The sequence below is a fragment of the Kribbella italica genome, from assembly GCF_014205135.1.
GTDB lineage: Bacteria > Actinomycetota > Actinomycetes > Propionibacteriales > Kribbellaceae > Kribbella > Kribbella italica.
In genome coordinates this window covers 173,509-199,513 of the sequence record NZ_JACHMY010000001.1, presented here as the reverse complement: position 1 = coordinate 199,513, position 26,005 = coordinate 173,509, and the positions used below count along the sequence as shown (strand labels likewise).

The 26,005-nt window shown below is 69.0% G+C and carries 32 protein-coding genes; 13 read left to right on the top strand and 19 right to left on the bottom strand.

What is annotated here, in order from left to right; translation table 11 throughout:
- Positions 1 to 22: 22 nt before the first annotated feature.
- Genes HDA39_RS01150 through HDA39_RS01140 form a run of 3 tightly spaced genes read right to left on the bottom strand, consistent with a single transcriptional unit; the run spans position 23 to position 1,294 of the window.
- The gene (locus HDA39_RS01150; RefSeq protein WP_184793380.1) at positions 23 to 442 is read right to left on the bottom strand and encodes a globin; all 420 of its coding nucleotides are present in this window, start codon (positions 440 to 442) and stop codon (positions 23 to 25) included.
- A 13-nt stretch (positions 443 to 455) separates the two neighbouring features.
- Positions 456 to 872 (bottom strand): acyl-CoA thioesterase, encoded by a 417-nt coding sequence (locus HDA39_RS01145; protein WP_184793379.1) that lies wholly within the window; start codon positions 870 to 872, stop codon positions 456 to 458.
- Positions 869 to 1,294: an acyl-CoA thioesterase gene (locus HDA39_RS01140; protein ID WP_337925582.1), complete on the bottom strand. Its 426-nt coding sequence runs from the start codon at positions 1,292 to 1,294 to the stop codon at positions 869 to 871. Before HDA39_RS01140 ends, HDA39_RS01145 begins: the two co-directional genes overlap by 4 nt.
- 89 nt (positions 1,295 to 1,383) lie before the next feature.
- Here HDA39_RS01140 and HDA39_RS01135 point away from each other — a divergent pair, with 89 nt between their 5' ends.
- Both HDA39_RS01135 and HDA39_RS01130 read left to right on the top strand, forming a co-directional pair.
- On the top strand, positions 1,384 to 2,142 hold the full coding sequence (locus HDA39_RS01135) for an SDR family oxidoreductase (protein WP_184793378.1): 759 nt from the start codon (positions 1,384 to 1,386) through the stop codon (positions 2,140 to 2,142).
- 9 nt (positions 2,143 to 2,151) lie between these two features.
- Positions 2,152 to 2,607 (top strand): MaoC family dehydratase, encoded by a 456-nt coding sequence (locus HDA39_RS01130; protein ID WP_184793377.1) that lies wholly within the window; start codon positions 2,152 to 2,154, stop codon positions 2,605 to 2,607.
- On the opposite strand, the gene HDA39_RS01125 is transcribed toward HDA39_RS01130, so the two are convergent.
- Both HDA39_RS01125 and HDA39_RS01120 read right to left on the bottom strand, forming a co-directional pair.
- The gene (locus tag HDA39_RS01125) at positions 2,608 to 3,495 is read right to left on the bottom strand and encodes a GNAT family N-acetyltransferase (protein WP_184793376.1); all 888 of its coding nucleotides are present in this window, start codon (positions 3,493 to 3,495) and stop codon (positions 2,608 to 2,610) included.
- 117 nt (positions 3,496 to 3,612) lie between these two features.
- Positions 3,613 to 4,506: a GNAT family N-acetyltransferase gene (locus HDA39_RS01120; protein ID WP_184793375.1), complete on the bottom strand. Its 894-nt coding sequence runs from the start codon at positions 4,504 to 4,506 to the stop codon at positions 3,613 to 3,615.
- A 106-nt stretch (positions 4,507 to 4,612) separates the two neighbouring features.
- On the opposite strand from HDA39_RS01120, the gene HDA39_RS01115 reads away from it, so the two are divergent.
- Genes HDA39_RS01115 through HDA39_RS01095 form a run of 5 tightly spaced genes read left to right on the top strand, consistent with a single transcriptional unit; the run spans position 4,613 to position 8,589 of the window.
- Positions 4,613 to 5,512, top strand: coding sequence for an ATP-binding cassette domain-containing protein (locus HDA39_RS01115; RefSeq protein WP_184793374.1), 900 nt, complete (start codon positions 4,613 to 4,615; stop codon positions 5,510 to 5,512).
- On the top strand, positions 5,505 to 6,395 hold the full coding sequence (locus HDA39_RS01110) for an ABC transporter permease (RefSeq protein ID WP_184793373.1): 891 nt from the start codon (positions 5,505 to 5,507) through the stop codon (positions 6,393 to 6,395). Before HDA39_RS01115 ends, HDA39_RS01110 begins: the two co-directional genes overlap by 8 nt.
- The gene (locus HDA39_RS01105) at positions 6,392 to 7,306 is read left to right on the top strand and encodes an ATP-binding cassette domain-containing protein (protein WP_184793372.1); all 915 of its coding nucleotides are present in this window, start codon (positions 6,392 to 6,394) and stop codon (positions 7,304 to 7,306) included. Before HDA39_RS01110 ends, HDA39_RS01105 begins: the two co-directional genes overlap by 4 nt.
- Positions 7,306 to 8,025 carry an ABC transporter permease gene (locus tag HDA39_RS01100; protein WP_184793371.1) on the top strand — a complete coding sequence of 240 codons (720 nt, stop codon included), beginning with the start codon at positions 7,306 to 7,308 and terminating at the stop codon, positions 8,023 to 8,025. The genes HDA39_RS01105 and HDA39_RS01100 overlap by 1 nt, the downstream gene beginning before the upstream one ends.
- Before the next feature lie 27 nt (positions 8,026 to 8,052).
- The gene (locus HDA39_RS01095; RefSeq protein ID WP_184793370.1) at positions 8,053 to 8,589 is read left to right on the top strand and encodes a hypothetical protein; all 537 of its coding nucleotides are present in this window, start codon (positions 8,053 to 8,055) and stop codon (positions 8,587 to 8,589) included.
- Between the two features lie 734 nt (positions 8,590 to 9,323).
- Here HDA39_RS01095 and HDA39_RS01090 read toward each other — a convergent pair.
- From HDA39_RS01090 to HDA39_RS01080, 3 genes are all read right to left on the bottom strand, one after another.
- Positions 9,324 to 10,079 carry an SDR family oxidoreductase gene (locus tag HDA39_RS01090; RefSeq protein WP_184793369.1) on the bottom strand — a complete coding sequence of 252 codons (756 nt, stop codon included), beginning with the start codon at positions 10,077 to 10,079 and terminating at the stop codon, positions 9,324 to 9,326.
- 345 nt (positions 10,080 to 10,424) lie between these two features.
- Entirely contained in the window at positions 10,425 to 11,645 is a 1,221-nt protein-coding gene (locus HDA39_RS01085) for an acetyl-CoA C-acetyltransferase (protein WP_184793368.1), read from the bottom strand.
- Between the two features lie 12 nt (positions 11,646 to 11,657).
- Positions 11,658 to 12,803, bottom strand: a complete 1,146-nt coding sequence (locus HDA39_RS01080) for an acyl-CoA dehydrogenase family protein (protein WP_184793367.1) — start codon at positions 12,801 to 12,803, stop codon at positions 11,658 to 11,660.
- 84 nt (positions 12,804 to 12,887) lie between these two features.
- Between HDA39_RS01080 and HDA39_RS01075 the strand changes: the two genes are divergently transcribed.
- Entirely contained in the window at positions 12,888 to 13,487 is a 600-nt protein-coding gene (locus HDA39_RS01075; RefSeq protein WP_184793366.1) for a TetR-type transcription factor C-terminal domain-containing protein, read from the top strand.
- Positions 13,488 to 13,545: 58 nt separating this feature from the next.
- Here HDA39_RS01075 and HDA39_RS01070 read toward each other — a convergent pair whose 3' ends face one another.
- Entirely contained in the window at positions 13,546 to 14,115 is a 570-nt protein-coding gene (locus HDA39_RS01070) for a YceI family protein (protein WP_184793365.1), read from the bottom strand.
- Between the two features lie 98 nt (positions 14,116 to 14,213).
- Between HDA39_RS01070 and HDA39_RS01065 the strand changes: the two genes are divergently transcribed.
- Entirely contained in the window at positions 14,214 to 14,672 is a 459-nt protein-coding gene (locus HDA39_RS01065; RefSeq protein WP_184805377.1) for a MarR family winged helix-turn-helix transcriptional regulator, read from the top strand.
- A 428-nt stretch (positions 14,673 to 15,100) separates the two neighbouring features.
- On the opposite strand, the gene HDA39_RS01060 is transcribed toward HDA39_RS01065, so the two are convergent.
- Positions 15,101 to 15,427, bottom strand: a complete 327-nt coding sequence (locus HDA39_RS01060; protein ID WP_184793364.1) for a peptidoglycan-binding domain-containing protein — start codon at positions 15,425 to 15,427, stop codon at positions 15,101 to 15,103.
- 248 nt (positions 15,428 to 15,675) lie between these two features.
- The gene (locus HDA39_RS01055; RefSeq protein WP_184805375.1) at positions 15,676 to 16,071 is read right to left on the bottom strand and encodes a Rid family hydrolase; all 396 of its coding nucleotides are present in this window, start codon (positions 16,069 to 16,071) and stop codon (positions 15,676 to 15,678) included.
- 97 nt (positions 16,072 to 16,168) lie between these two features.
- Here HDA39_RS01055 and HDA39_RS01050 point away from each other — a divergent pair, with 97 nt between their 5' ends.
- Complete coding sequence (locus tag HDA39_RS01050; RefSeq protein WP_184793363.1) at positions 16,169 to 17,137, top strand: HTH domain-containing protein; 969 nt, start codon at positions 16,169 to 16,171, stop codon at positions 17,135 to 17,137.
- Here HDA39_RS01050 and HDA39_RS01045 read toward each other — a convergent pair whose 3' ends face one another.
- Complete coding sequence (locus HDA39_RS01045) at positions 17,138 to 17,425, bottom strand: helix-turn-helix transcriptional regulator (RefSeq protein ID WP_184793362.1); 288 nt, start codon at positions 17,423 to 17,425, stop codon at positions 17,138 to 17,140.
- 65 nt (positions 17,426 to 17,490) lie between these two features.
- On the opposite strand from HDA39_RS01045, the gene map reads away from it, so the two are divergent.
- Positions 17,491 to 18,261 carry a type I methionyl aminopeptidase gene (gene map / locus HDA39_RS01040; RefSeq protein ID WP_184793361.1) on the top strand — a complete coding sequence of 257 codons (771 nt, stop codon included), beginning with the start codon at positions 17,491 to 17,493 and terminating at the stop codon, positions 18,259 to 18,261.
- Here the strand turns inward: map and HDA39_RS01035 are convergent.
- The 3 genes from HDA39_RS01035 to HDA39_RS01025 are packed head-to-tail and all read right to left on the bottom strand — an operon-like array spanning position 18,258 to position 19,692.
- Positions 18,258 to 18,884: a dihydrofolate reductase family protein gene (locus HDA39_RS01035; RefSeq protein WP_184793360.1), complete on the bottom strand. Its 627-nt coding sequence runs from the start codon at positions 18,882 to 18,884 to the stop codon at positions 18,258 to 18,260. The genes map and HDA39_RS01035 overlap by 4 nt on opposite strands.
- On the bottom strand, positions 18,881 to 19,357 hold the full coding sequence (locus HDA39_RS01030) for an SRPBCC domain-containing protein (protein ID WP_184793359.1): 477 nt from the start codon (positions 19,355 to 19,357) through the stop codon (positions 18,881 to 18,883). Before HDA39_RS01030 ends, HDA39_RS01035 begins: the two co-directional genes overlap by 4 nt.
- The gene (locus HDA39_RS01025) at positions 19,354 to 19,692 is read right to left on the bottom strand and encodes an ArsR/SmtB family transcription factor (RefSeq protein ID WP_184793358.1); all 339 of its coding nucleotides are present in this window, start codon (positions 19,690 to 19,692) and stop codon (positions 19,354 to 19,356) included. The genes HDA39_RS01030 and HDA39_RS01025 overlap by 4 nt, the downstream gene beginning before the upstream one ends.
- 197 nt (positions 19,693 to 19,889) lie before the next feature.
- Here HDA39_RS01025 and HDA39_RS01020 point away from each other — a divergent pair, with 197 nt between their 5' ends.
- Entirely contained in the window at positions 19,890 to 20,891 is a 1,002-nt protein-coding gene (locus tag HDA39_RS01020) for a GlxA family transcriptional regulator (RefSeq protein ID WP_184793357.1), read from the top strand.
- 521 nt (positions 20,892 to 21,412) lie between these two features.
- On the opposite strand, the gene ettA is transcribed toward HDA39_RS01020, so the two are convergent.
- From ettA to HDA39_RS01000, 4 genes are read right to left on the bottom strand one after another with little or no spacing between them, the layout of a single operon-like run.
- Positions 21,413 to 23,095, bottom strand: a complete 1,683-nt coding sequence (gene ettA / locus HDA39_RS01015) for an energy-dependent translational throttle protein EttA (protein WP_184793356.1) — start codon at positions 23,093 to 23,095, stop codon at positions 21,413 to 21,415.
- A gap of 52 nt (positions 23,096 to 23,147) precedes the next feature.
- Positions 23,148 to 23,861 (bottom strand): hypothetical protein, encoded by a 714-nt coding sequence (locus tag HDA39_RS01010; RefSeq protein ID WP_184793355.1) that lies wholly within the window; start codon positions 23,859 to 23,861, stop codon positions 23,148 to 23,150.
- 32 nt (positions 23,862 to 23,893) lie between these two features.
- Positions 23,894 to 24,667: a DinB family protein gene (locus HDA39_RS01005; protein WP_184793354.1), complete on the bottom strand. Its 774-nt coding sequence runs from the start codon at positions 24,665 to 24,667 to the stop codon at positions 23,894 to 23,896.
- A 40-nt stretch (positions 24,668 to 24,707) separates the two neighbouring features.
- On the bottom strand, positions 24,708 to 25,151 hold the full coding sequence (locus HDA39_RS01000; RefSeq protein ID WP_184793353.1) for a single-stranded DNA-binding protein: 444 nt from the start codon (positions 25,149 to 25,151) through the stop codon (positions 24,708 to 24,710).
- A 172-nt stretch (positions 25,152 to 25,323) separates the two neighbouring features.
- Between HDA39_RS01000 and HDA39_RS00995 the strand changes: the two genes are divergently transcribed.
- On the top strand, positions 25,324 to 25,944 hold the full coding sequence (locus HDA39_RS00995) for an SRPBCC family protein (RefSeq protein WP_184793352.1): 621 nt from the start codon (positions 25,324 to 25,326) through the stop codon (positions 25,942 to 25,944).
- Positions 25,945 to 26,005 lie beyond the last annotated feature (61 nt).

Here is a 26,005-nt window from a genome sequence, read left to right as displayed (position 1 = left end):
TGTGTCTCCTTCGAAGAGGTGCTCAGTGCCCGGACACGTCGATCGCGCCGGGGTACGTCGGTTCGTCGGTGTTCACCATGCTGTGCGCGGCCATCACCATGTACTTCCAGATCTCCTCGTCCCGTTCCGGGGACAGGGCGATCTCGTCCAGGGCCGCGCGCATGTGGCCCAGCCAGCGGTCCCGCGCGCTCGGGGTGACGGCGAACGGGTGGTGCCGCATCCGCAGCCGGGGGTGCCCGCGCTGCTCGGAGTAGGTCCGCGGGCCGCCCCAGTACTGCTCCAGGAACATCCGGAACCGCACCTCGGCCGGGCCGAGGTCCTCCTCCGGGTACATCGGGCGCAGTTCCGGATCGGCCGCGACGCCGCGGTAGAACGCGGCGATCAGCCGGTGGAACGTCTCGGCCCCGCCGACGGCGTCGTAGAAGCTCTGTGGCTCACTCATCGGTGTCAGTGTCTCAAGCCGCCGCAACGTGCTGACCGAGGGCTGCCCGCTCGGCCTCGTCGAGCGGCCGCTTGGCGTGCGTGTCGGCGGTCACCGTGACCAGCACCGAGGTCGCCTTGCAGTAGACGAGCCCCTCGGCGTGGTCCACGATCCGCGACTTCAGCGTGTACGACGACGTACCGACCGCGTCGACCCACACGTCCACGGCGTACGGCGGGTGCCGCAGCAGGATCGGCCGCAGGTAGTCCACGGTCTGGCTGACCAGCACCACCGGCGACCGCCCGAAGAACTCGTCGGCGCCGACCCCGAACACGTCCGCCAGGAACGCGATCCGCGCCTCCTGCAGGTAGTCGAAGTAGCGCACGTTGTTCACGTGGTCGTACGAGTCGATGTCGGACCAGCGCACCAGCACCGGATGGCTGAAGGTCATGCGCCCACCAGCTTGGACAGGGCCTCGCGCTCGACCGGCGTGATCCGGCGCAGCCGGTTGGCGGTGAAGTCGAACGGGACCAGCCGGGTCTTCGCCTCGACGTACGTCGTGCGCTCCGGTGCGACGTCCAGGATCTCGTAGTCGACCGTGAACGACGCCGCCTTGATCTCGGAGATCCACAGCTCGATCCGCACCGGCTCGGGGCGGAAGCGCAGCGGCGCCCGGTACTGCACCTCGTGCCGGGCGACCAGCAACCCGGTCTCCAGGTCGTCGGCGCCGAGCTCCTTCGCGGTCCGGAACAGGAAGTCGACGCGCGCGTCCTGCAGGTAGTCGACGTACCGGCCGTTGTTCACGTGGCCGAGCGCGTCCATGTCGCCCCAGCGCAGCGGGCAGTGGTAGACGTGCCGGTTGTGATGATCCACACCAGGATCATCGCACCCGGACCACGCGCGGTCTGACGCAACGTGGGTAATGTCATCCCGGATATCAACCGAACTCAGGAGTAGGTGCGATGAGCGAGCAGCAGCGGGTGGCGATCGTGACCGGGGCGGCCCGGGGAATCGGCGCCGCGGTGGCGCAGCGGCTCGCCGCCGACGGCAACGCCGTCGCCGTGCTGGACCTGGACGAGGCGGCCTGCGCGGGCACGGTCGACGCGATCACCGCCGCCGGCGGTCAGGCGCTCGCCGTCGGTTGCGACGTCAGCAAGTCCGACCAGGTGACCGCCGCCGTCGAGCGGGTGGTGGCCGAGCTCGGCGCACCGACGATCCTGGTCAGCAACGCCGGCGTACTGCGCGACAACCTGCTGTTCAAGATGTCCGAGGACGACTGGGACACCGTGATGTCGGTGCACCTCAAGGGCAGCTTCCTGATGTCGAAGGCCGTCCAGGCGCACATGGTCGAGGCGGGCTACGGCCGGATGGTGTTCCTGTCGTCGACGTCCGCGCTGGGCAACCGCGGCCAGGCCAACTACGCCTCGGCCAAGGCCGGCCTGCAGGGCCTGGCCAAGACGCTGGCCTTCGAGCTGGGCAAGTTCGGCGTCACCGCGAACGCGATCGCCCCGGGCTTCATCGAGACCGACATGACCGCGGCCACCGCGGCCCGGGTCGGGATCGACTTCGAGGAGTTCAAGAAGGCCACCGCCGCGGCCATCCCGGTCCAGCGCACCGGCAAGCCCGAGGACATCGCCGCCGCCGCGTCGTTCTTCTGCGCCGAGGAGAACGGCTTCGTCTCCGGCCAGGTCCTGTACGTCGCCGGCGGCCCCCGCAACTAGGAGATCACCATGCCCCGCACCTTCACCGGCGTCGACGCAGTGGTCGGCGCCGTCGGCACCCAGCTCGGCGAGACCGAGTGGCTGGAGATCACCCAGGAGCAGGTGAACCAGTTCGCCGCGGCGACCGGCGACCACCAGTGGATCCACGTCGACGTCGAGCGCGCCGCCTCCGGCCCGTACGGCGGGACGATCGCCCACGGCTACCTGACCCTCAGCCTGATCGCCCGCTTCGGCGCGGAGCTCTTCGACGTCGACGGCGTCTCGGCGAAGCTCAACTACGGCGTCAACAAGGTCCGCTTCCCCACCCCGGTCCCAGTCGGCTCCCGCGTCCGCGCCGGCGCCTCGATCTCCGGCGCCCAGGAGACCCCAGCCGGCGTACAGGTCTCCCTCCAGTGGGTCATCGAACTGGAGAACTCAACCAAGCCCGCCTGCGTCGCGGAGACCGTCGTCCTGCTGGTTCCCTAGTCAGAGCGGGCAGATCAGTACGGCGTGGGTGGCGGTGCGGGTGTAGCCGAGCCACTCGTTGACGGCGATCATCGGGCCGTTTCCGTCGTAGTTCGCGGTGTACATGCCGGTGACGCCGGCCGCGGCGGCGCGGTGCAGCGTCGCGCACTTGACCAGCTTGGCGAGGCCCTGGCCGCGGGACTCCGGCAGGGTGGCGGTCATCTGGGACCAGATCTTCTCGTGGTCGCCGTTGCCCAGGGTGAAGCCGACGACGCGGTGGTCGTCGACCAGCGCCATGCTCAGGTCGAGCACCATCGCGGGCGAGTTCCAGATCGAGGCCAGCCAGTGCTCGTACGGCCGGGAGGTGATCTTCGCGTCGCCCGGCTTGGTCTGCTGCGCGATCTCGTCGGCCTCGTACACCAGCCGCGGATCCAGCTCGTTCACCGGCGACAGCCGCAGCCCGTCCGGCATCGGCGGCAGCTCGGGCGCGTCCCCCGGCGCCATGCTCGCGTAGTGCACCCGGCGGGTCTCCCGGTAACCCCACTGCGAGGCCCAGCCGGACGACGCGGGATCCGCGAACACCCGGGCCGTGACGGCGCCGCCTTCCTTCAGCCGCTCGTGCGCCGCCTCCAGCAACGCCGTACCGATGCTACGCCCGCGGTACTCCGGATGGACGATCAACCGCAGCTGCCCGTCCAGCGGGTCCGAGCCAGCGATCAACCCGGTACTCGTCCAGCCGACCACATGGTCACCCTCGACCGCGGCGAACACACCGGCCCCGGGCCCGTCCGTCGGGACGCTCAGCCGCCGCCGCAGACTCGATCCGGTGGTCGCCAGGAACGGCGCGACCAGGTCGTGCAGCGCCAGCGCCGACTCGGCGTCGCCCAACCGGGCAGGCCTGATCTCCATCGGAACTCCTTCCACCGAATACTGGGGAAGATATCGCCTGCGCCGGGCCGATCTGGGCTGGACCGGTGTAAACACGCGGGCAAACTTCGCAGCGTGAGCGAAGCCCCCGGTACCCCGTCACAGCGTGCGTAACAGCCCGGTCTGGGTCTCCACCCGGCGGTAGCCGAGCCAGTTGTTCACGGCAAGCATCGGACCGTTCTCGTCGTCGTTCGAGGTGAACGCCCCGGTGATCCCGGCGGCCGCCGCGCGCCGCAGCGCCACCGACTTCACCAGCTTCGCCAGCCCTCGGCCCCGGTACGCCGGAAGCGTGCCGGTCATCCCCGCCCACGCCCGGTCACCGGCCGTCTCGACCGCTGTGAACGACGCGATCTCGGCACCGGCGACGGCCGCCACGGACAACGCCTTGTCCAGCGCGGGGCTCTCCCAAATCTCCCGCACCCACTCGTCGAAGTCGACCGCGTCGATCGGCGAGTCGCCCGGTTCGTCCCGGCTCGCGACGGTGTCGGCCGTGTACGCCTGCCGGGCCGTCACCTGGTCCAGGCCGACCAATTCGATCCCGTCCGGTGTCGGCGGCTGCTCGGGCAACGGCTGCCGCAGGTCGACGCCGGAGTAGTGCATCTGCCGCGACCCGTCGTACCCGCGGCGCTTGGCGAACTCGACGCCGGACGGCGACGCGAAGACGCGGACGCGGATCGCGCCGACTTCGCCGAGATGTTCGTGCAGCCGCTCGGCCAAGGCACCACCGATGCCCTGCAGCCGGTGGTCGGGATGCACGTGAACGTTGAGCCCGGCCTGGCCTTGCTCGCTGGTCCACGTGTTCATCGAGGCGGATCCCCACGCGACGACCTGCCCGTCGGCGAGACCGACCAGGTGCAACGGTTTCTCGCCCGCGCCCTCGGAGGTGATCAGGTGCGCGATCGTCGCCGGCGCCATCACCGCGAACGGGAACACGTCACGTCGTACGGCGGCCAGCGCCTCGGCGTCGTCGGGTCGAGCGGGCCTGATCTCCATGCGCGCGACGATAACCAGGCGGCCGTCGTACCGGCCACTGGTTTTGGGACGGGACTGCAACGGCCGGCGATTCTGCCAGGAGCCGGTCAACCACTAGGGTTGGCAGGTGCCCGTGATCGCGACCACAGCGCTGACCAAGCGCTACCCGCGCGTGACGGCACTGGACGAGTTGAGCGTCGAGGTGGGGTCCGGCGTGACCGGGCTGGTCGGAGCCAATGGTGCCGGCAAGTCGACCCTGCTGAAGATCCTGCTCGGACTGATCGCCCCGACCGCCGGAAGTGCCATCGTGCTGGGACACGACGTGGTCACCGGCGGCGAGGCGGTCCGGGCCCTCGTCGGCTACATGCCCGAGCACGACTGCCTGCCGCCCGACGTCTCCGCGACCGAGTTCGTCGTGCACCTCGGCCAGATGTCCGGCCTGCCGGCCACCGCGGCCCGCGAGCGCGCCGCCGACGTGCTGCGGCATGTCGGTCTGGACGAGGCCCGCTACCGGCCGATGGGCGGCTACTCGACCGGCATGAAGCAGCGCGTGAAGCTCGCGCAGGCGTTGACCCACGACCCGAAACTCGTGCTCCTGGACGAACCGACCAACGGTCTCGACCCGGCCGGCCGCGACGAGATGCTCGCGCTGGTCCGGCGGATCGGCACCGAGTTCGGCATCCCGGTGCTGATCACCTCGCACCTGCTCGGCGAGCTCGAGTCGGTCTGTGACCACATCGTCGTACTGGACGGCGGCCGGTTGCTGCGCTCGGAGTCGAAGGCCGCGCTGACCGGCGAGACCGGCGTACTGGCGGTCGAGGTGCGTGACCTCAGCGGTCGCGACCGTCTCGGCGCCGCACTGGCTCGCGCGGGCGCGCGGGTTCGCGCCGAAGGGCCGCTGGTGCTGGTGGAGATCAGCGGCGAGGAGACGTACGACCTGGTCCGCGACGCCGTGGCCGACCTCGGGCTGGGACTCGTCCGGGTCGAACCGCACCGGCACCGGCTGGAAGAGGTCTTCAGTGTCTGAGCAGGTCCCGCGGACCGGCGTCATCCACGACATCGGGTACCGGCACTACGACGGCCCGCGGCTCGGCCGGTTCGCGATCAGCCAGGCGTTGCTGGTGGCAAGCGTTCGGCACGCGTACGGGATGGGCCGGTCGGGCAAGTCCAAGGTGATGCCGATCCTGCTGCTCGCGGTGATGGTGGTCCCGGTCGCGATCATCGTCGGGATCGAGGTCTCGCTGCAGCTCGACAGCCCGCCGGTGATTCCGGCGCACTACGTGTTCTACCTGCAGCCAGTGATCGCGCTGTACCTCGCGGCGCAGGCGCCGCAGCTGTTCTCGCGCGACCTGCGGTACGGCTCGATCGTGCTGTACCTGGCGCGGCCTCCCCGTCGTACGGACTATGCGCTGGCCAAACTCGGCGCGCTGGTGATCGCCCTGCTGATCCTGATCGGCATCCCGCTGTTCGTCCTGTACGTCGGCGCGCTGCTCGCGAAGTTCGACTTCACCGACATGACGCGTGAGTTCGCCACCGGGCTCGGTGGTGGGGTGCTGCTCTCGATCATGCTCGCGTCGATCGGCGGGCTGATCGCGGCCGCGACACCGCGCCGAGGGTTCGCCGTCGCCGCGATCATCACCGCGCTCATCGTGTCGTTCACCGCGACGGTCACCACCACCGCGATCCTCGACACCGACCAGGAGATGACCAGTACGGCGGCCCGTTTCGCCAACCTGGGTTCGCCGTTCACGCTGTCGCGGACGCTGAGCACGTTCGTGTTCCGGGACGACTCCGACGGCTGGATGCCGACCACCGCGCAGGGCCTGGTGTTCCTGGCGGTCTACCTGATCGTGGTCGGGCTGTGCGTCTGGGGCCTCAACCGCCGGTACGCGAAGGTGGCCCGCGGGTGAGCGTGATCCAGATCGAGAAGGTCTCCCGCTGGTACGGCAACGTCGTCGCGGTCAACGACGTGACGATGACGATCGGCCCGGGCGTGACCGGCCTGCTCGGCCCGAACGGCGCCGGCAAGTCCACGCTGATCACGATGATGGCCGGCTTCCTGCCGCCGTCGGTCGGCGCGGTCACGCTGGACGGCGTACCGGTCTGGCGGAACGAGAAGGCGTACTCGGCGATCGGGCTGGTGCCGGAGACCGAGGCTGTGTACGACGTACTGACCGGCTCTGCTTTCGTGCAGGCGAACGCTTCGCTGCACGGGCTGGACGCGCCGGGTGCCGCCGCGGCGGCCGCGATCGCCGTCGTCGCGATGGAGGACGCGGCGGAGCGCCGCATCTCGACGTACTCGAAGGGCATGAAGCAGCGGATCAAGATGGCCGCCGCGCTGGTGCACGAGCCGTCGGTGCTGCTGCTCGACGAACCCTTCAACGGCATGGATCCGCGGCAGCGGCTGCATCTGATGGAACTGCTGCGCAAGATGGGCAGCGACGGGCGCACGGTGCTGTTCAGCTCGCACATCCTGGAGGAGGTGCAGCAGGTCGCCACCCACATCGAGGTCGTGGTGTCCGGGCGGCACGCGGCCTCGGGTGACTACCGCGCGATCCGGACGCTGATGACGGACCGGCCGATGCTGTACCGGCTGCGCTCCAGCGACAACCGGCGCCTCGCCTCGGCGCTGATCGCCGACCCGTCGACCGCTGGGGCCGACCTGGACACCGCTGCTGTGCAGATCCGGGTCGTCGACTTCGAACGCTTCAGCCGCTTGGTGCCTTCGCTGGCTCGCGACCTGGGCATCCGGCTGCTGGAGGTCTCCCCGACCGACGAGTCGCTCGAGAGCGTCTTCTCCTACTTGGTCGGGAGGCGCTGATGGTCGTCCGCACGATCGTCCGGCTGACCCTCGCCACCCTCTTCGGCAGCCGCCGCGGGCTCCTGCTCTACATCCTCCCCGCCGTCTTCGTCGGTTTGTGCGTACTGCTCGCCCTGACCGTCGACGACAAGTCCGGCCTGCAGGTCGCACTGCTGCAGCAGTTCGGCCTCGCCGTCATCCTGCCGCTGGTCGCTCTGGTCGCCGGCACCGGCGCGATCGCCTCGGAGATCGACGACGGCTCGATCGTCTACCTGCTCAGCAAGCCGATCAAGCGCTCCACCATCATCCTCACCAAGGCCGCTGTAGCCGTCGGTGTCGTGCTCGTCCTTGGCGCCCTCCCTGTCCTGCTGGCCGGCATCGTCCTCGACCCCGGCGACCTCACCACAGCCGTTGCCTTCAGCATCGGTTCCCTGGTCGCCGGCATCGCGTACGTCGCGATCTTCATCGCCCTGTCCGTCTTCTCCGGCAACGCCGTCACCATCGGCCTGATCTACTCCCTCCTCTGGGAAAGCGTCATGGGCCAGTACGTCGACGGCGCCAAGGTCCTGTCGGTCCAGCAGTGGTCCTTGGCCCTGATCAGCAACCTGACCGACGCCCCCCGAGTGGAGTCCGCGGTCAAACTCCCCATCGCCACCATCCTGTTGCTGGCGGTCGTGATCCTCGGGCTGACCTTGGCCATCACCAAACTCCGCTCCCTGATCCTCTCCACCGCCGAGTAATCAGCCCACGCAAATGCCCTCAGGCTCATGATCACCAACCCGCGCGACCTCCTCGCCGACCTCTTCGTCGCCGACGCCCCCCGCCCCGAGTACGCCGACCGCTTCGCGGTCTTCCACCCCCTCATCGGCAGCTGGGACCTGGACGTCCGCTGGTACGACGAAACCGGCGCCGTCACCCGCCAAACCCAAGGCGAGTGGCACTTCGGCTACGCCCTGGACGGCCGCGCCGTGGCCGACATCTGGATCACCCCGAGCCGCGCCCGCCGACCCATCGACGGCGACGGCGAGTGGGGCCTCTCGATCCGCCTCTACGACCCCGAACTGAACGCCTTCCGTTCCACCTGGATGGGCCCCAAGCACGCCTTCGTGATGACCTTCATCGGCCACTCCGGCGACAACTGGATCACCCTCGAAGCCCGCGAACCCACGGCGTACAAGACCCGCTGGGCCTTCACCAACATCACCGAGTCGACCTTCGACTGGCGCAACGAGGACGAAGCAGCGGACGGCACCATCACCCTCCGCCAAACCTTCGCCGCCACCAGAACGGACCACCAAGCGTGATCCAATGACCCCACACATCCCTGGGGCTCACGTGTCCATCCGCCGACCGCGAACCGTCATCGCTGTCTCGGTTACCGTTGCCGTGCTCGCCGGCGGGGCGACCGTTGCCTGGTCGTCGACGCGCGAGCAGGCAAAGCCGACCTGCTCCCTCGACGTACCGGCCCGAGTGAGCGTTGATCGGCCCTACCTGACCCCGCCCGTACGCCGCGGCGCTGACTGCGCCGCCGCAGGCGTGATCGAGGCCAGTTGGACCGCCTACACACCGAAGGGCGCCGTCGGGTCACGCCTGTTCTTCAACTGGGACTACCCCCGACCAGTGGCACGTTTTCGCTCCCACCGAGCGAGGCACCTGGATCTGGCGTCCGGCGGGAGCGAAGACCGACCTCGAGACCGACGGCCCGCTCGTCCCCCAGAACGCGCCGGTCACCGACCTTCGCCTCGGTTCCACCTCCGGGCTGACCGGCCACCGCGACGGCCGCCGCATCACGCTCACTGGCACGATCCGCCGCTTCAACCCCGCGACCTACACCGCCGATCCCTGGCCCAACGCTCCCGGCGAACTGCAACTGCGCGAACCAGGCGGCCGCATCTGGTCAACCTTCAAGCAGGTCACGACGAACAGCCGCGGCGAAGCGACCGAATCCTTCGACCTGGCGGCCCGCTCCGACTACTCGTCCCCGACACAGCCGACGCCTGGGGATCCACGAGCCGAGCTGTCTCGAAGCTCTAGTCCGCTACTGAACCATCCCGCCGTTCAGCGTCAGCCCGCCGTCGATGGTCAGCGTCTGCCCGGTGATCCACGATGCCTCGTCCGACAGCAGGAACCACACCAGCGACCCGACGTCCTCCGGCCGCCCCAGCCGCTTCAGCGGGTACGTCGCCGCAACGTCATCCTCGCGGCCCTCGTACAGCGCGCCCGCGAACTTCGTCTTCACCACCGCCGGCGCCACCGCGTTGACGCGGATCGCCGGCGCCAGCTCGACAGCGAGCTCCATCGTCACGCGCGACAGCATCGCCTTCGTCGCGCCGTACCAGCCGATGCCGGGCGACGGCGCCAGGCCGGCGACGGACGACAGGTTGACCACCGATCCCCCGTGCTCACCCATCCACGCGTCGCGGCAGGCCTTCACCCACGCGATCGCGGCGAGCACGTTCGTGTCGACCATCTTCGCGGCGACCGCGCTGTCGACGTCGAGCAGCGAACCGTAGATCGGGTTGATCCCCGTGTTGTTGACGAGCAGATCCACCGACCCGTACGTCGACAGCGCGGTCTCGATCACCTGCGTGCGGTGGTCGGGATCGGCCGCCTTGCCGGCGACGGCGAGCGCGTACTCCGAACCGCCGAGCGTCTCGACCGCGGCGTCCAGCGTGTCCTGCGTGCGCCCGGTGATCACCACCCGGGCGCCGTCGGCGACCAGCCGCTGAGCGACCGCTAACCCGATCCCGCGCGACGCACCCGTGACGATCGCCGTCCGGCCCTTCAAACCCATGTCCTCAGTCCCATCACTCGACCACAGATCCCGCCGACCCGGCGTTCGGGTGTCGCCACGCCACCTCGTAGCGTCCGAAGAACCATGCTGCGTCCGAACAACCGAGGCCCATAGCCTCCGACTCTTCGGACGCAAGCAGCTTCTTCGGACGCTACCGGTCCGTTCGGTCGCCGGCCCGCCTTCACCCGGTACGCCGGCCCCGCCTTCGCCCGGTACGCGGGGCCCGCCTTCACCCAGTACGCCGGCCCGGCGCAAGGCCTGAGCCGCGCCGGAACGGGCCGAGCCGCCCGACCCGCCGCAGGCCCGGCCGACCCGGCGCAGCTCCAGCGGCCCGGCGTACCGGCCTCAGCTCAACCGCTCCAGCACGATCGCCATGCCCTGCCCGCCGCCGACGCACATCGTCTCCAGCCCGAACTGCTTGTCCTCGAACTGCAGCCCGTTCACCAGCGTCGTCATGATGCGCGCCCCGGTCGACCCGAACGGGTGCCCGAGCGCGATCGCGCCGCCGTGCACGTTCAGCCGGTCCTCCTCGATCCCCAGCTCGCGCGCCGAGCCGATCACCTGGACAGCGAACGCCTCGTTGATCTCGACCAGGTCGATGTCGGAGATGCTCATCCCGGCCCGCGCCAGCGCCTGCTTCGACGCCTCGACCGGACCGAGGCCCATGATCTCCGGCGACAGCCCGCTGACCCCGGTCGACACGATCCGCGCCAGCGGCGTCAGCCCGAGCTCACGCGCCTTGGTGTCGCTCATGATCACCACGGCCGCGGCGCCGTCGTTCAGCGGGCAGCAGTTCCCCGCGGTCACGGTCCCGTCCGGCCGGAACACCGGCTGCAGCTGGCTGACCTTCTCGAGCGTCGTACCGGCCCGCGGTCCGTCGTCCTTGCTCACGACCGTGCCGTCGGGCAGCGTCACCGGCGTGATCTCACGCTCGAAGAACCCGTTGCCGATCGCCTGCTCGGCCAGGTTCTGCGACCGTACGCCGAACGCGTCCTGGTCGGCGCGGCTGATCCCGCGCAGCGTCGCGACGTTCTCGGCGGTCTGGCCCATCGAGATGTAGATGTCCGGGAGCAGCCCGTCCTCACGCGGGTCGTGCCAGACGTCGTTGGTCTCGGCGTACTTCTCGGTCCGTTGGACGGCGTCGGTGAACACCTCGTTGAACGAGCTCGGGTCACCGACCCCGGCCGACCCGAAGTTCTTGTACCGCGAAACGCACTCGACACCCGCGCTGACGAAGATGTCGCCCTCACCGGACTTGATCGCGTGGTACGCCATCCGCGCGGTCTGGGTCGACGACGCGCAGAACCGGTTGACCGTCGTCGCGGGCGTGTTGTCCCACCCGAGCTGGACGGCGACACGGCGGGCCATGTTGCCGCCGTGCTCGTCGTGCGGCTCGGCGCACCCGAGCATCAGGTCCTCGATCTGGTCGCCGGTCAGCCCGGCCCTCCCGACCGCGGCCTGGATCATCTGCACGGCCAGGTCGTCCGGCCGGATGTCCTTCAGGGACCCCTTGCCGGCCCGGCCGATCGGCGAGCGCGCGGTGGAGACGATAACTGCTTCAGGCATGCCCAGTTCCTTTCAGAGGCCCAGGTCGCGGCCGATGAGTTCCTTCATGATCTCGTTGCTGCCGGCCCAGATCTTGGTCACCCGGGCGTCGCGCCAGGCGCGGGCCACCCGATACTCGTTCATGTAGCCGTAGCCGCCGTGCAGCTGGACGCACGCGTCCAGGATCTCGTTCTGCACCTGCGCGCTCCACCACTTGGCCTTCGCGGCGTCGACGGCGGACAGCCGGTCCTCGTCGTGCGCCACGACCGCGTTGTCGACGTACGCCCTCGTCACCTCGGCCTTGGTGACCAGCTCGGCGATCAGGAACTTGTTGTACTGGAACGAGCCGACCGGCTGACCGAACGCCTTGCGCTCCTTCACGTACTCGATCGTCTCGTCGAGGATCTGTACGGCGTGCGCGATGTTCGAGACCGCTGCCCCGACGCGCTCCTGGGCCAGCCGCTCCATCATGTGGATGAAGCCGCGGTCGATCTCGCCGAGCACGTTCTCGTCCGGGACGAACACGTCCTCGAAGAACAGCTCCGACGTCCCGGACTCGGTCTGCCCGACCTTGTCGAGCTTGCGGCCGCGGGCGAATCCGTCCATGCCCTCCTCGACCGCGAACAGCGTGATGCCCTTGGCGCCCTTGCTCGGGTCGGTCCGCGCGGCGGTGACGGTCAGGTCGGCCATGTCGCCGTTGGTGATGAACGTCTTCGACCCGTTCAGCACCCAGCCGCCGTCGACCTTCTTCGCGCTGGTCTTCAGCCCGGCCAGGTCGGACCCGCCGGACGGCTCGGTCATGCCGATCGCGGCGACCAGCTCGCCGGAGCTGAACTTGGGCAGCCAGCGCTGCTTCTGCTCCTCGGTGCCGAGGTCGACCAGGTACGGCGCGGCGCAGTCGTAGTGGATCCCGAAGCAGCTCGACAGCGACGCCGAGACCTTCGAGACCTCCTCGGCGAACACCGCGTTGAACCGGTAGTCGCCGACGCTCGAACCGCCGTACTCCTCCGGCACGTCGAGCCCGAGGAAGCCCTGCTTACCGGCTTCCAGCCAGACCGCGCGGTCGATCGTCTTCTCCTCGAGGAACTGCTCCATCCGCGGGACCAGCGAGCGGTCGCAGAACTCCTTGGCACTGGCCCGGAACGCGTGGTGGTCCTCGCCGAAGATGATCCGTTGCATCGCTGGGTCCTTCCCCGAGGTCGTCGAGTGTGATCTGTGGCTAAGCGCTTGCTTAGCTTCGCGAATCCGGTGCAGAGTGTCAACGTGTCCGCAGTCACCAGTCCCCTCGTGTGGGAACACGTCCAGCCGCCCGCCGCCCGCCGGCTGCTCACCGGCGCCATCGACGCGTTCGCCGAACGCGGCTTCCAGGCGACCACCACCCGCGACATCGCGTCCCGCGCCGGCATGTCACCGGCCGCGCTCTACGTGCACTACCCGTCGAAGGAACGCCTGCTCTTCGAGATCAGCCTGTACGGCCACCAGGCGGCCCTCGCCGTACTGCGAGAAGCAGGCGATCAGTCTTCTCCAACCGAGCGACTGCGCTCGATGGTCTCCGCCTTCACCGCCTGGCACGCCGAGCACCACACCATCGCGCGCGTCGTCCAGTACGAGCTGGCCGCGCTCACCGCCGAGCACTTCGCCGAGGTCGCCACGATCCGGCGCGCGATCTCGGCCCAGATCGAGCAGGTGCTCGCGGACGGCGTACGGGACGGCTCCTTCACCGTCGACGACCTTCCCGGTACGACGCTCGCCGTGCTGTCGCTGTCGATCGACGTCGCGCGCTGGTACACGCCGCACCGCACCAAGCCCGCGTCGCTCGGCACCCTGTACGCCGACCTCGCGCTGCGGATGGTCCAGGCCTGAACACACCGAAGGCCCCGGACCCTCCTCGACGAGGGTTCGGGGCCTTTCGGCGTACGGACTAGTCCTGCAGCGCGGCCTGGACGTCGAGGTGGATCTCCACCTTGTCGCCGATCAGGAGCTTGCCGCCCTCCAGCGGGACGTTGAAGTCGATCCCCCAGTCCTTGCGGCTGATCGAGGTGGAGCCCTCGAAGCCGATGATCTTCTGACCGAACGCGTTCTGCTCGACGCCGAGGAACTCGACCGCGAACTCGATCGGCCGGGTGACGCCCTTGATCGTCAGCTCGCCGGCCAGGACGAAGTCGTCGCCCTCCGGCTTCAGCGCGGTGCTGGTGAACGTCATCTTCGGGCTGTTCTCCGCGTCGAAGAAGTCGCCGGAGCGCAGGTGCCCGTCGCGCTGCTCGCTGCGGGTGTGCACGGAGGCCAGCTCGACGCTGACGGCCGCGGTCGACTCCTCCAGTGAGTCCTTGACGACGATCTCGCCCGCGAACTCGCGGAAGGTGCCGCGCACCTTGGTCATCAGGTGCCGGACGGTGAAGCCGATCTCGGTGTGCGCCGTGTCGAGGGCGTAGGTGCCGGCCACCAGGCCGGGGATCGTGGTCGTCGCCGTGGTCGTACCGGTGCTGCTCATGAAGGTCCTCTCAGGATGTAGTTCAAGTTTCAACCGTCTCTGATGAGCTGTAACGGTTTAAATCTGAACTACATTCCCGGTACACTGTCCGGGTGACGATGACGACTGGCACCCGGTGGCTGGACTCCGAGCAGCAGGTGGCGTGGCGCGCGTACCTGCTGGGCACTGCGCGCCTGATGGCCAAGCTGGACGACGACCTGCGGCAGTTCGGCCTGGGCATCAACGACTACGAGATCCTGGTCCGCCTCTCCGAGGCCCCTGACCGGCGCCTCCGGATGGCCGACCTGGCCGACCGCCTGCACCAGAGCCGTTCCCGCCTCACCCACACTGTAGGACGCCTCGAGGCAGCCGACCTGGTCCGCCGTACGTCGTGCAAGAGCGACAAGCGCGGCGTCTGGGCCGAACTCACCGAAGCCGGCTTCACCCTCCTCGAACAGGCCGCCCCCTCCCACGTCGAAGGCGTCCGCGAAAACCTGGTCGACCTTGCCACCCCCGAAGACTTCGCCGCCGTAGGCCGAGTCTTCGACGCCGTCTCCGAACACATCGGCCAACGCTGACACTCGGGCCACCCAGTTGAGGTGCGCGGGCTAGCGCCCGCAGTGTGCGCGCTGTCGCGCGCCGAGTGCGCGTGCTGGCGCCCGCTTGAGTGGCGGGCTAGCGCCCGCGCTTCAAGAACGCCACCTGCGAGCCCGCACGCAGCGACGGCACCGATCGGCACCCGCACGGCCGGTTCGGGCCGGATGCCGAGGAGATCCACCACCTGTACTACGCACGCGAGCGCGACGAGCCGCACCGGCTTCTCCGCGCCTGGAACGCCGGCGACCCCTCGACGACTACGACTTCGCCAGCCACCAGCACCGCCACAGCATCCACTGGCTCAAGTAACCGCTGCCCTTGCCACCTCCGGCGACCCGGAGGTGGCAAGGTACATGCTGCTCCAAAGCGTCTACTCGCGCCGCCGCACAGAAGGGCTTCGAGTCGTGGCCTACGGACCGAGCACCCGCAGGCACCTGCCGTCGCTGAACAGCCACTTGACCACCCGCCGGGTGTCCGGCCCGTAGATCCCGTCGGCAGCGATCCCGTTGGCCGCCTGCACGGCCCGGACGGCAGCAGCTGTCTTCGGTCCGTACTTCGAGTCGACAGCAAGCCCGGCCCCGTGGCACCGGTTCAGCGACACTTGGAGTGGCGTGACCTGCGGTCCAGCCGATCCGATGCCCATCTGACACTCGAGGTTGGCGGCCGCCGGCAGTATCGCGTAATTGATCGGCGTCACCACCTTGAGCGTCCGGTAGCAGGTCGGCAGCGCAGCCATCGCTGACTGACTGCTCTGGCTTGCAGGCGCAGGCGCAGGCGCCGCCGCCGCCGAGGTCAACGCTCCCCCGATCACAAGACCACCAGACGCCAACGCCGTTCCCGCCATCCGCAGTGTGACCTTCATCTTCCTGTCCTCCCTGTCGCTGGTTGAGTTCCTCCAGCGCACCACGGAGCACCTTCAGAGCCCTTACGGTCGACTGTCGCGTCCGTCGGCCGATGTCAGCCTCACGAAATCGACGGGCGGCACTACGCCACAGCAGTCCCCTCCAGTTCCACCATCTGCCCCGGGATCGCCAGTCGGGTCACCCCGAGCATGGTCGTACTCGGCGCCACCCCCGCAGCCCCGAGTCGCGACGCCAGTACGCCGTAGTGCTGGAACAGCAGGTCGACGTCCGTCGTGTACACGTTGAGCCGCACCAGATCCCCCAGCGACATCCCCGCCTCCGCGAGCAACGCCTCCAGGTTGCTGAGGCTCAGTGCCAGCTGCCCCGCCATGTCGCCGTCGTGCTCGGGCTTGCCGTCGGCGTTCATCGCGGTCTGCCCGGAGCAGTACAACGTCCGCGTGTGCCCGGAGACGAGTTCCCCCTGGTTGAAGCCCATTCCCACCGACCACGTCACCGGGTTGACCGCCGTTCGCTCCACTGCCACTTCAGCTCCATTCGCCGCATCGGATGTTCGTCGACGAGCCTGCCAACAATTCACGACACCCTTGGTCATGTATTCCGGTACGGTTTCGAGCGTGCGCGCCGACCGGTTGGTATCGCTGGTTCTCCTGCTGCGGCAGCGCGGCCAACTCTCCGCGACCACACTCGCCCGCGAGCTCGAGGTCTCCACGCGCACCGTGCTGCGCGACATCGAAGCGCTCTCCGCCGCCGGCGTACCGGTGTACGCCGAGCGCGGCCGCCATGGCGGCTTCACCCTGCTGCCCGGCTTCCAGACCGAGCTCACCGGGCTCGGTCACGACGAAGCCCTCGCCCTGCTGGTCGCCGGATCACGGCGCGGCGCCCAGGCGTTCGGCCTCGGCTCAGCCCTCGCGTCGGCCATGCTCAAGGTCGTCGACGCCCTCCCCGACAACTACCGCGACACCGCGACCGGCGCGGCCCAGCGCCTCCTGCTCGAGCCCGAGATCGACCTCCTCTCACGCCGCCGCGACACGGAGGAAGTCCCCGACGCAGTCATGGCCGCCGTACGACGTGCTGTGCTGACCGGGCACCGGCTCCGGATCCACTACGCGGCCGCCGAGAAGCCCCCGGAGTGGCGCACAGTCGACCCGATCGGCCTCGTCACGGTCCGCGAACAGGGCTACCTGCTGGCCACGAAATCAGGCGAGGATCGTACGTACCGACTCTCCCGAGTCCTCGACGCCGAGGTGCTCACCGAACCCGCCGAGCGCCCGGACGAGATCGACCTCGACCGCGCCTGGCAGGAACGCAGTACGCGGTTCCGCACCGGCGGCGACCAGGTCGCCGTACTGGCCCGAGTGAACCCGGTACGCCGCAAGGACCTCGTCGGTACGGCGCTCGCCGTACTGTCCGAGACCGAGGAAGACGACGGCCGGCTGCTGATGGAGGCGACGTTCCAGGACGCGCGTCACGCCGTCTGGGCACTGTGGCAACTCGCGACGAACGCGGAAGTCCTGGAACCCCACTGGCTCCGCACAACCCTGCACGACCGCGCCACGGCGATCGTCAAACGCTACGGGCCTTGATCACGAGGCCAACCACTCCCGCGCGTTGCGCCCCGGACTGCCCTCGGGCCGGCTGATCTCCGCCCACACGGCATCGAGCGACAACCCGAGTACGTCGGCGATCGCCGCGATCGTCGGAAAGGCCGGCGTCGCCACCCGCCCGGACTCGATCTTGCGCAGTGTCTCCGGCGAGACCCGCGCGTCGAGCGCGACCTCGAGCATCGAGCGCTCGCCCCGCGCGAGGCGCAGCAGAGCGCCGAGGCGCTGCCCGCGTTCGACCTCCGCGGGGGTGAGCGGCAACCTGACCATGAACCGATTCTAGTCCCGGGATAATATGGCCGGGATAGTTATTGGTAGCACACGAAAGGCGCCGCATGATCGAGATCCTGAGCCCCTCCGAACTACCCCGCGCGCAGGAGACCGGCGCCCTGGTCGCGGACATCCTGCAGACGATGAAGAGCCGCGCCACGGTCGGCACGAACCTGCTCGACATCGACGCGTGGACCAAGGCGATGATCCTCGAGGCCGGCGCGGAGTCCTGCTACGTCGACTACGCGCCGTCGTTCGGGCGCGGGCCGTTCGGCCACTACATCTGCACGGGCGTCAACGACGCCGTACTGCACGGACTGCCGCACGACTACACCCTGGCCGACGGCGACCTGCTCAGCCTCGACCTCGCCGTTCTGAAGGGCGGCGTCGCCGCGGACTCCGCGATCAGCTTCATCGTCGGCGAGTCGAAGCCCGCGGAGAGCGTCGCGCTGATCGACACGACCGAACGCGCCCTGGCCGCGGGCATCGCCGCCGCCGGGCCGGGTGCCCGGATCGGCGACCTCTCGCACGCCATCGGGACGGTCCTCAGCGAAGCCGGGTACGAGATCAACACCGAGTTCGGCGGCCACGGCATCGGTTCGACGATGCACCAGGACCCCCACATCTCGAACACGGGCCGCCCCGGCCGCGGCTACAAACTCCGCCCCGGACTCCTGCTCGCGCTCGAGCCGTGGATCATGGCCGACACCGCCGAGCTCGTCACCGACGACGACGGCTGGACCCTGCGCAGCGCCACCGGCTGCCGCACCGCCCACAGCGAGCACACCATCGCGATCACCGATCACGGCGCCGAGATCCTCACCCTGCCGCGTTAGACGAAGGCGCCGACACCTTCGTACTCGCCCACCTCGGCCGTGCCCGTCGCGTCGTACTCGAGCAGCAGCAGGCCTGTCCCGGTCACCTCGTGCTTGCTCAGTCGAAGACCGACGGGCATGCCGGGGTGATCGAGCAGCCGGCGGCCGGAGCCGACGACCGTCGGAGCAACGGCCAAGCGAAGCGTGTCGACGAGCCCAGCGGCGAGCAGCGCGTTGCCCAGCCGCCCGCTGCCGTGGATCTGCAGCTCTCGCCCCGGCTCGGCCTTGAGCTTCGCGACCGACTCGACCGGGTCACCTTCGAGGATCGTCGTCGGATTCCACGAGGCCTCGGTCAGCGTGCTCGTGGCGACGTACTTCGGCAGCGCGTTCATCCGGACCGTGAACGGGTCGTCCGGGTCCGTGATCTCCGGCCAGTCCCGCGCGAACGCCTCGTACGTCCGCCGCCCGAGCAACAGGCCGTCCGCCAGCCCGAGCCATTCCGACGTACGGCGTACGAAGGTCTCGTCCAGGAACGGAATCAGCCATCCGCCCCGCGTGAACCCGTCACTCGGATCCTCGGTCGGCGACCCGGGTCCTTGGCACACACCGTCCAGCGTGACGAACTCGGTCAGGACGAGCTTCATCTCGCCACCTCGCTCTCGGCAACCTCCGCAAGCTGCGCGGTGACCGACCCCCACCCGTCGGCGAACCCGATTTCCTCGTGCAGCTTGCGCGACGCCGGATCCCCATGCCGAACGACGATCCGGTACGCCGTCCCGTCCGGGTGATCGGCGAACGTGACCTCAGCCGTCATCGCGATCGGCGTCGGGTTCGTCGGGTGCCAGGAACTGTCGATCGTGTTCGTGAACACGATCCGCTCCAGCTCCTCGGCCACCACGAAGCTCGCGTCGAGGTGCGGCACGAACGTCGCGCCGTCGTCGCTCATCCGGGTCACCAGCCCACCACCGGGCCGCACCTCGAGCCGGTCGACACGACACACCGTCGGGGCCGGCACCCACCACCGCGCAAACCGCGACGGCTCGGTCCAGGCACTCCACACCACCGCCCGCGGCGCGCGGATCACCCGTTCCACCACCAGATCGAGCTCGGGATTCATTGGTCCTCCTCCATCAGTTCGCCGACCAGACTCTCCAGCCGATCAGTCCGCTCTTCCCACGTCGCCCGCTGCTCAGCCAGCCAGTCGTCCACCAGCGCGAGCCGTTCCCGGTTCAGCACACACGTCCGGACCCGCCCGACCTTGACCGTCCGGATCAGGCCGTTCGACTCCAGCGTCCGGACGTGCTTCATGAACGACGGCAGCGTCATCGGAAACCCGCCGGCCAGCTCGCCCACGCTCGTCGGCCCGCGGCCGAGGCGCCGGATCACGCTGCGCCGGGTGGGATCGGCGAGTGCGACGAACACCCCGTCGACCGCCTCGTCATACTGTGCCATGAGGCTAAGTATTACTTATGCTTAGCCTCGAAGCAAACTATTTGAGCACCTGGTCGATCAGCCAGCCGGACAGGACCAGCAGCAGGAGGCCGGCGACGGAGACGAGGACCTGGGCGAGGATGAGCACGGAATCATCGTCGCGACGCCCGGTCGCGCTCGACAGTGGCAAGAATGCCCCGCATCGATAGATTGTGGTCATGCATCGCGTCGCCGTCGTGGCCGCCCACCAGGTGAAGAGCCTCGAGCTCGCGATCCCCGGCCAGGTGTTCGGGACGGCGCACTCACGGGACAAGCCGGCTGGGGCGGTGTTCGGCGCTCCGTTGTACGAGGTCGTCATCTGCGGGGAGCGACCCGACCTCGCCGTCGTCGGCCGCAGCGGTGCGGAGCTGTTCCGGCTCACCGCGCCGTACGGCCTGGAAGAGGTGCTGACCGCCGACACGGTGATCGTGCCGGGGACGCGCACGGACTGGGAACCCGCGGTCGAGGTGCTGGACGTCCTGCGCGAGGCCTCCGCCCGCGGCGCGCGGATCGCCTCTGTCTGCTGCGGTGCCTACCTACTGGCCGCGGCGGGACTGCTCGACGGTCGGCGGGCGACGACCCACTGGACCTCGGCCGCGGACTTCGCCCGGCGGTTCCCACGGGTCGAGGTCGATCCCACCGTGCTGTTCGTCGACGGAGGCGACGTACTGACGTCCGCCGGTGCGGCGACAGGCCTCGACCTGTGCATCCACATGGTCCGCAACGACTTCGGTGCGGCGGTGGCGGCTGAGGTCGCCCGCCACATCGTGATCGCACCGCAGCGTGACGGCGGCCAGGCGCAGTTCATCGTCCACCAGGAACCCGCCGCCGACAGCGGTTCGCTCGAGCCGACGATGAGGTGGTTACGCGACCACGTGGACCAGCCGTTGACGCTGCCCGACATCGCCCGGCAGGCAGCGATGAGCCCGCGAACCCTCAACCGCCGTTTCCGCGAACAGACCGGGACGACCCCACTGCAGTGGCTACTCACCCAGCGAGTGCGCCACGCCCAAGAGCTCCTGGAAACCTCGGACCTCCCGGTAGAAGACATCGCCCAGCACTGCGGCTTCGGCACCGCCGTCAACCTCCGCCAGCACTTCACCCGCCGCCTGCAGATGTCCCCCAGGCCTACCGCCGCAGCTTCCAACTCCGCTGATCAAACCAGGCCCCGACCCCGGTGAACGACAAACGACCGGTCACCTCAGGCCAACCGCCACAGCCTCCAGCCCCGCCGGTCACCACCAGCCCCTCCCCCCGGCGCCGCAGGACGACAACGACCGGCCGCCTCAGACCAACCCGCCGCAGCCTCCACCTCCGCTGATCACCACCACCCCCTGGCACCGCAGGACGACAAATGACCAGCCGCCTCAGGCCTCTAGCCCCGCCGATCGCCACCAGCCCACTCCCGGCACCGCAAGACGACCTTCCGTACCGGGGCGCACAGGTGCTCGGTGGTGACCGAACCGGCCGGCACGTCGGCGAGCTCGATCATCGCGGTTGGGCGATGGCCCCGTGCGTTCGGCGACGAGGCCTGGCGTTCGGCGACACCGGCTCGACCAGGCTGACCAGGTCCTCCGGGAGTCCGGTCTCCCCGCATCGCTTCTCGTCAAGCTGCGGGCCGGCCGATGGCGTGTGCTGGACGAAAGAGCCCCCACCTTCCGCCGAGGAAGGTGGGGGCTGTGCCGACCAGGTCGACCGCAGGTCAGTCGCGGGTGAGTTTGCGGTGGGTGACGCGGTGGGGGCGGGCCGCTTCGGCGCCGAGGCGTTCGATCTTGTTGGCCTCGTACGACGCGAAGTTGCCTTCGAACCAGAACCACGCGGACGGGTCCTCGTCGGTGCCTTCCCAGGCGAGGATGTGGGTGGCGACGCGGTCGAGGAACCACCGGTCGTGGGAGATCACCACGGCGCAGCCGGGGAACTCGAGCAGGGCGTCCTCGAGCGACTGCAGGGTCTCGACGTCCAGGTCGTTGGTGGGCTCGTCGAGCAGCAGTAGGTTGCCGCCCATCTTCAGGGTCAGCGCGAGGTTCAGCCGGTTGCGCTCACCGCCGGACAGGACGCCGGTCGGCTTCTGCTGGTCCGGGCCCTTGAACCCGAACGACGCGACGTACGCGCGGCTCGGCATCTCGAAGTTCGCGACCTTGATGTAGTCGAGCTCGTCGGACACCATCTGCCAGACCGTCTTCTTCGGGTCCAGGCCGCCGCGCGACTGGTCGACGTACGAGATCCGCACGGTCTCGCCGAGCTTCAGCGACCCCTTGTCCGGGGTCTCCTCGCCGACGATCATCCGGAACAGCGTCGACTTGCCGACACCGTTCGGACCGACGATGCCGACGATGCCGGCGCGCGGCAGCGAGAAGCTCAGGCCGTCGATCAGCTTGCGGTCGCCGAAGCCCTTCTCCAGCTTGCTGACCTCGAGCACGGTGCTGCCCAGTCGCGGACCGGCCGGGATGTTGATCTCGTCGATGTCGAGCTTCTTGGAGCGCTCGGCCTCGGCGGCCAGTTCCTCGTACCGGGCCAGGCGGGACTTGCTCTTGGTCTGCCGGGCCTTCGCGTTCGACCGGACCCACTCGAGCTCGCGCTCCAGGATCTTCTGCCGCTTCGCGTCCTTCTGGCCTTCGACGACCAGACGGGCCTGCTTGGTCTCCAGGTACTTCGAGTAGTTGCCCTCGTACCCGTAGGTCTTGCCGCGGTCCATCTCCAGGATCCACTCGGCGACGTTGTCCAGGAAGTACCGGTCGTGGGTGATCGCCAGGACGGCGCCCGGGTACTTCTGCAGGTGCTGCTCCAGCCAGAGCACCGACTCGGCGTCCAGGTGGTTGGTGGGCTCGTCGAGCAGCAGCAGGTCGGGCTGCTGCAGCAGGAGCTTGCACAGCGCGACCCGGCGGCGCTCGCCACCGGACAGGTTGTCGACGATCGTCTCGGGCGGCGGGCAGCGTAGCGCGTCCATCGCCTGCTCCAGCTGAGCGTCGACGTCCCACGCATTGCGGTGGTCGAGCTCGGTCTGCAGGTCGCCCATCTCGGCCAGCAACGTGTCGTAGTCGGCGTCGGGCTCACCCAGCTCGGCGCTGATCTCGTTGAACCGGTCGAGCTTCTTCTTGGTGTCGCCGACACCTTCCTCGACGTTCTCCAGGACCGTCTTGCCCTCGGTCAGCGGCGGCTCCTGCAGCAGGATCCCCACCGTGGCGCCCTCGGCCAGCCGCGCCTCACCGTTCGAGGCCTGGTCCAGTCCCGCCATGATCTTGAACAGCGAGGACTTGCCGGTGCCGTTCGGCCCGACCACGCCGATCTTCGCCCCGGTCAGGAAGTTCAGGGTGACGTCGTCGAGCACGACCTTGTCCCCGTGCGCCTTCCGGACACTACGAAGGGTGTAGATGAATTCCGCCATGCTCCAGAGCCTATGCGCTGCCCCCCGCCCAATCCCAACCGGCGCCCACCCGTCAGCCCTTGCCGTCCTCGGGGAGTCCGTTGTCCGGGGAGCCAGAAGGAGAAGCGGAAGGGGCGTGGGGAGAAGCCGACCCCGGGGCGGAGGTCGAGGTGGAGGTCGGCGCGGGCACAGGGTGCGTGCTCGTTGCCGGACCAGCCCGGTCAGGGGCCGAGGCGGGTGCATGAGCAGCGGCATCCCCAGGAGCGGCAGCGTTCACCAGTTCGGCTGCTCGACGGCGGGCCGTCTTCAGCTGCGCAAGCAGAACCACGAAACCAGCCACACCCACGAGCGCGATGATCGCACTGCTGAGCTTGCCCGCCGTGAGGTTGATCACCGCTGACGTCGCGAGCAGCACCGCCCCCACGACGAACAATCGGTCCTGCCTCGATCCTCCCTTCACCCGGTACTCGGCGATCCGCAGCGCGGCAGCACGGATCTCCGGGTCGGCATCGACCCGCCCTCGCTGCGCGGCCCGGTAAGCCTTCGCCTGTTGTCCAGGCGACAACCGATCAGCCCCGACGGCCCTCAGCTCGCGCTGACGCATCGTCAGTCCCAGCACAACCGCCACCGCGACAACCACCCCTCCCAGCGCGCCGATCAGCAGAGCCTCCGGCCACGAGAGCTGCTCCTTGGTCAGCTTGAACCCGATCGAGTACCCGACGAAGACGACCAGCGCCATCGATCCACCGACGATCCACCGAGGCGCGGCCAGCAATCTCCAGAACATACGAACTCCGTACCCACCGTCCACACAGCCCTTCAGCCGGTCGAGGTGAGTACATCCAGGTCCCGTTCGGCATACAGGCGGTGCAGCCACTCCTCCTGTACGACGGCGCGCAGGCAGCGGGTGAGCGGGTAGCTCTCGGATGCGGGATAGCCAGGACCCTCCACGGGGGCTGTCGAAGTCGTGAGCTGGTCGTCGGTGAGCCGGGCGAAGTACTCGCGCACCATCGCCTGGCGCTCGCCCCGGGCCGCGAGGATCTCGTCCAACCCAGGACGAGCATCGCGATCGCGAGGGACCGGCGGCGAGTCGGGCATCTCGTCGTGGGGCAAGCCGAGCGGGTGCCACGGTGCAGGATCACCCAATGCGGCCCGGCCGATCCATGCGTCCGTCGCGAACACGAGATGCCGCAGTGTCTCGACGAACGACCACTCCCCGTCGACCCGCTCGTGCAACCGCTCGGCCGGCAACGCCCGAGCCCGCTCGACCGTCCCGTCCCACAAGCGCTCGAGAGCGGCCCAGGCCTCGCGATAGCCGGCAGCGTCCACCGGGCGCATCTTGGCGCGCTCGGGCTGCAGACGATCGAGCTCCGCCTCCACCAGCGGTACGACGTCGACGCCGTTGATCCGCAGGTTCTCGATCTGCGCGTCGATCTCCACGTCGACCAGTGCGGCGCCGCGGATCGTGACGCCGCTCAGGTCCACGAGCTGGAACCGCGCGCCGGACAGATCGACGTCGTGGAAGCTCGCGCCGGTGAGATGGACGTCCTCGAACCGCGCACCGGTCAAGTTCTCCTTCACGAATTCGGTCACCCGCTCACCCTGCCCCGGTCTGTCCTGACCAGTCCACCTCTCACGCGGCCTCCTCGGCGCTGAAGGGGTTCGCTTCGACCGGGAGATCGTCGAACGGCGAAGACTGTGCCCCGAACCCTTGGGGCAACTGTTTGCGGAAGGACGTCGTACCGCGGGAGAGGTCGTGGCCGACCGCGAAGGCTTCGATCAGCGTGCGGGAGCGGGGTTCGCCGTTCTCGGTCCACTCGCTGGTCTTCAGGCGGCCGTAGACCACGACGGGGTCGCCGCGGTTGATCGACTCGGCGACGTTCTGCGCCAGCGAGCGCCAGCAGTCCACGGTGAACCAGGTCGTCGGGCGGTCCACCCACGTGTTCTGGCCCTTGTCGAAGCTCCGCGGCGTCGACCCGATCCGGAACGACGCCACCGTCGACCCGCCCTCCAGCTTCTTCAGCTCGACCTCACTGCCGACCCAGCCGGTCAGGGTCAGGTACGCGTCATTGCTCATGATTCCTCCGATCGCGGATGTGCTGTCACCAGAGAAGATGCCCGCGATCGACCTTCCCGGGAGGACGACTTCCGGGCCTGGGGACAACTCAAAGCCTTAGCCTTGACTTATATAAGCGAACCCCGTCATTCTGGAGCCCGGCAAGCACTTCACGAGAGGCGGCAGCACACCGATGGACATCCTGGAACACATCACCGCGGTCCAGCGCGAGGTCACCCGGACCGGCGAGACGGCGACGGTGCGGATGCGCCGCACCTACCAGGGAACGCCCGACGAGGTCTGGGACGCACTCACCGACCCCGCGCGGATGGCTCGCTGGTTCTCCCCCGTCACCGGCGAGCTCAAGGTCGGCGGCAGCTTCCAGATCCAGGGCAACGCGGGCGGCGAGATCCTGGAGTGCGAGCCGCCCCAGCGCTACAAGGTCACCTTCGGCGGCCCGACCAGCCTGCTCGAGGTCCGGCTGACGCCCGGCACCGGTGACACCACCGACTTCGAGCTGGAGCACTCGATGGAGGGCCCGCCCGCTCCCGGCGGAGCCGGCGCCCTGTACGTCGGCCCGGGCTGGGACGGCGCCATCGCCGGCCTCGCCCTCTACCTGGACGGCGACCTTCCCGAGGACGCCGACCCGGTGGAGATGGCCAACTCCCCCGAGGTCGTCGAGTACAACGAGGCCTGCATCAAGGCCTGGATCGAGGCGATCCGCGCCTCCGGGACCACCACGGACAAGGACCTCGACGAGGCGATCGCGATCTCGACGGCCCAGTACGTCCCCGAGAACCCGCCGGAGAACTAGGCACCGACACACCGGGACCGTGAACAGGCCAGCACCTGTTCACGGTCCCGGTCTCGTGTTC